Source organism: Inquilinus limosus MP06 (assembly GCF_000767795.1).
GTDB classification, from domain to species: domain Bacteria; phylum Pseudomonadota; class Alphaproteobacteria; order DSM-16000; family Inquilinaceae; genus Inquilinus; species Inquilinus limosus_E.
On record NZ_JANX01000586.1, the window covers coordinates 1 to 3,836 of the forward strand.

The window sequence follows — 3,836 nt, forward strand, 5'->3', positions numbered from 1 at the left end:
TGCCGGCATCACCGCCGGCCTCGCAGAAATCCTGGTTTACTCCAGGTCGACCTTCGGTCACCGACTACGTCCCCCTCCCCTACCCCCCTCCCGCAAGGGGAGGGGGAGTGTGGAAAGCACGCGTCGGCTCAGATGATCGAGTTCTGAAACGTCTCCCTTGCCGGAGCCGCAACGCGAAAGCACCCGACTCCCTGCAAGTCTCACGCCTCAGCCGGCGGCCACCGCGAGGTAGCCGGAGACGGTGGCCAGCGAGACGACGGTCGAGACCAGGATCACCTTGGCCGTCACCGCCGCCTCGCGCCGGTAGAACTCGGCCAGCATGAAGGGGCCGGTGCCGGTCGGCAGCGCCGCCAGCAGCACGGCGGTGTGGGCCAGGGCGGGCGGCAGGTGGAACAGCACCGCCAGCCCCCAGGCCACCGCCGGCTGCAGCAGCAGCTTGAAGACCACCAGCAGCGTGGTGGCGGTGCCGTCGCGCTCGCCGGCGCCGCGCGGCTCGGCCAGGAACAGGCCGAGCGCGACCAGGGCGCAGGGCGAGGAGGCGCCGCCCAGCAGCTTGAGGAAGGATTCGGCGGGGACCGGCACATCCAGGCCGAAGAGCGGGACCAGGGCGCCGAGGGCCGGGGCCACCAGCAGTGGGTTGCGCGCCAGCGATTTCAGGATCTTCGCCGCCAGATGCGCCCGCCGCGCCTCGGTCTGCAGCCCGACCTCGATCAGCACGATCGCCACGGCGAAGACGACGCAGACGGTGATGATCGAGGCGATGGTCGTCGGCACCAGCGAATCGGTGCCCAGCACCGCCAGCGCCAGGGGAAAGCCGAGGAAGCCGGTGTTGGCATAGCCGGCATTGAGCCCGTCGATCGCCGCATCGGCCAAATGCCGCGCGCCGCGCAGCCGGATGGCGATGGTCAGGATGAACACGGCGGCGCTGCTGAGCCCGAACACGGCGATGAAGCCGGGCTGCCAGAGATCGGCCCAGCTGGTGTGCGCCATGATGTCGAACAGCAGCGCCGGCAGCGCCAGCCAGACCACGAAGCGGTTCAGCTCGGTGGTCGCGTTCGGGCCCAGCACGCCGGTCCGCCGCGCCAGCCAGCCGGCGAAGATCAGGGCGAAGATCGGCAGCACGACCAGGAAGGGGGACAGCATCGGAGAGGACCGGCGCGACGGGCGGGAATGCTTCCATATCGGCTGACCGGCCGATGCAATCCAATGCATAGTGACGGCTGGATCAATACCGAAACGGTATCTCCATGATCGACATCCGCCAGATGCGCTATTTCGTGGCGCTGGCCGAGACGCTGCATTTCGGCCGCGCCGCCGAACGGCTGCACCTGACCCAGCCGCCGCTGAGCCGGCAGATCGCGGCGCTGGAGCGGGAGCTGGGCGTGAAGCTGCTGGAGCGGCATTCGCGCCAGGCGGCGCTGACCCGCGCCGGCCGCCGTTTCCTGGAGGATTCGCGCACCGTGCTGGCCGCCTTCGACCAGGCCTGCCGCAACGCCGTTCTGGCCGAGCGCGGCGAGCTGGGCGAGCTGTCGGTCGGCTTCATGATGCATGCCGCCTTCACGGTCGTGCCCAGCCTGACGCGGCGCTATGTCACCGCCTATCCCGAGATCGAGCTGACGCTGCGCGAAGCGATGCCGGCCGGGCTGGTCGACGACGTGCTGGCCGGCCGCTTCGATGTCGGCATCCTGTTCCCGCCGGGGCCGGTGCGCGGGCTGGAGACCCGGCCGGTGCACAGCGAGAGCCTGTGCGCCGCCCTGCCCGCCGGGCACCCGCTGGCCGGACGGGACCGGCTGGATGCCCGCGACCTGGAGGGCCAGCCGCTGATCGCGACGCCGCCGGAGGTGTCGCCGACCCTGCGCGACGCCATCGGCCGCTACTGCCGCGGCGCCGGCTTCCAGCCCGTGATCCGGCTGGAGACGCAGATGCAGCAGACCATCGTCCAACTGGTGGCGGAGGATCTCGGGATCGCCCTGGTGCCGGAATGCATGAGCGCGCTGGGCGTCGCCGGGGTGGTGTTCCGGCCGCTGCAGGACGCGCCGATGATCGACCATGTCATCGCCTGGCGGGCGGGGAACCTGAACCCGGCGCTGAGGACCTTCCTGGCCACGGCCGGCGCCGCGGGGTGATGCCCCAAGCCTTCATCCCGTTGCCGGCCGACGGCCGGTGACGCATTCTTGCCGGCATGATCGCCAGTCCCATCCTCGCGCTGCTCGACGCCGTGGCGATCCCGTGGACCGCCTCGCGGGCAGAGCTGATGGACCGGCACGGCGTCCGCCGGGATCCCTGGTACGACGATGACATCGTCCTGCTGGAGACGCCGCAGCCGCTCGTTCCCGGGCTGATGCGGCCGATCGGATTCCGGCCCGTTCCTCGCTTCGCGCCCTGGCTGCCGCCGGTCTATCTCAGCGGGTATGTGCACCAGTCCGGAGATCCGCACCGCAATCTGGATATGACCGCCGCGGCGCTCTCGACGTGGCTCGGCCCCGGCCGGCCTTCCGGCGTCTCGAACACACGGGGCTGGCGCTGGCAGGAAGGGCTCTCGATCATCGAGCTGACCTGCTGGCCGCCGGAGCTGCAGCCTCCCGGCCTCCAGAATCGGGCGCATGAGCGCGAGCCGCGGCTCGCCGTCGCCTGCCATCTGACGATATGCACCGGCTACCGGCCGCCGGTGACGCCCGAGGAGCAGGCCGGGCTGGACGGGTTCGAGGAGATCGGCCGCCTGGCCGAGACCGGGCTGCGCATCGCCGGCAACGACGCGCCCGAATATGCGCTGGAGTTCATCCGGGATCCCGGCGCCGATGCCGGGCGCTTCACCGGCCGCGTCGGCCTGTCGCCCGGCCACCTGATCTTCGGCTGGGACGAGCTCTATGTCGTCGCCGTCGAGCGGATCCTGCGGTTCGAGCTGCTGCACCTGACGCCGGCGCGCGGCCCCGGCGGAGCCTTCCTGTATGTGCACTGCGCGACCGCCATCCCGGCCTGGCCGGAGAAGCGGCTCGTCATGACCGGCGGCCTCGACCTTGACCGGACCGAGGCGCTGGCGGCGAAGCTGGCGCGGACAACCGGCAAGCCTGTCGAACGCAGCACCGCACCCGACGACTGAGGCGGCGGTGTCCCGTCACGCCCCCAGGTCGCGCGGCGGCGGGATGTCGATGGTGAAGCGGGTGCCGCCGGGACCGCTGTCGATGTCGATGGCGGCGTCGAGCTGCCGCACCTGGGCCTGCAGCACCATCATGCCGAGGCCGCTGCCATTCGCCGGCATCTTGCCCTGCGGCAGGCCGACGCCGTTGTCGGCGATCTCGAGCCGCCAGCCGCCCTCCGCCCGCGGCTGGAAGCGGATCTGCACCCGCCCCTCCCGCCGGTCGGGGAAGGCGTATTTCACGGCGTTGGTGACCAGCTCGTTGACGATCAGGCCCAGCGGCACCATCCGCGACGGCGGCAGCTCGGCCGAGGCCACGTCGCAGATGATCGAGACACCGCCATTCTCCGGCAGCAGCGCCCGCGACAGGTCCTCGCACAGCCCGGTCAGGTAGTCCTTCACCTCGACCCGGTCGACCGAGACATTGGCGTAGAGCCGGCGGTGGACGATGGCCAGCGCCTGGATCCGGTCGTTCGCCTCGGCCAGAGCGTGCTTCGCCTCCGGGTTCTGGGCCCGGCGCGCCTGCAGCCCGAACAGGCTGGACAGCAGCTGGAAGCTGTTCATCACCCGGTGGTTGATCTCGCGCAGCAGCAGGTCCTTCTGCTTCAGGTTCTCCTCGATCCTGTCGGCCATGGCGTCGAAGGCGGTGGCGAGGCGGCCGAACTCGTCGCGGCCGTGGCGCAGCCGGACGCGCGCGTCG

4 protein-coding genes are annotated in these 3,836 nt (G+C 71.0%); 2 read left to right on the top strand and 2 right to left on the bottom strand.

Features of this window, described 5'->3' with window-relative positions; all coding sequences use genetic code 11:
• Positions 1–207 precede the first annotated feature (207 nt).
• Positions 208–1,143 (bottom strand): AEC family transporter, encoded by a 936-nt coding sequence (locus tag P409_RS28915; RefSeq protein WP_034846568.1) that lies wholly within the window; start codon positions 1,141–1,143, stop codon positions 208–210.
• A gap of 104 nt (positions 1,144–1,247) precedes the next feature.
• Between P409_RS28915 and P409_RS28920 the strand changes: the two genes are divergently transcribed.
• Together P409_RS28920 and P409_RS28925 are read left to right on the top strand one after the other, a co-directional pair.
• Positions 1,248–2,126 (top strand): LysR family transcriptional regulator, encoded by an 879-nt coding sequence (locus tag P409_RS28920; protein WP_034846570.1) that lies wholly within the window; start codon positions 1,248–1,250, stop codon positions 2,124–2,126.
• 56 nt (positions 2,127–2,182) lie between these two features.
• Positions 2,183–3,100 carry a hypothetical protein gene (locus tag P409_RS28925; RefSeq protein WP_034846572.1) on the top strand — a complete coding sequence of 306 codons (918 nt, stop codon included), beginning with the start codon at positions 2,183–2,185 and terminating at the stop codon, positions 3,098–3,100.
• 15 nt (positions 3,101–3,115) lie between these two features.
• On the opposite strand, the gene P409_RS28930 is transcribed toward P409_RS28925, so the two are convergent.
• On the bottom strand, positions 3,116–3,836 hold a 721-nt coding region (locus P409_RS28930; protein ID WP_161790491.1), incomplete at its 5' end, for a sensor histidine kinase.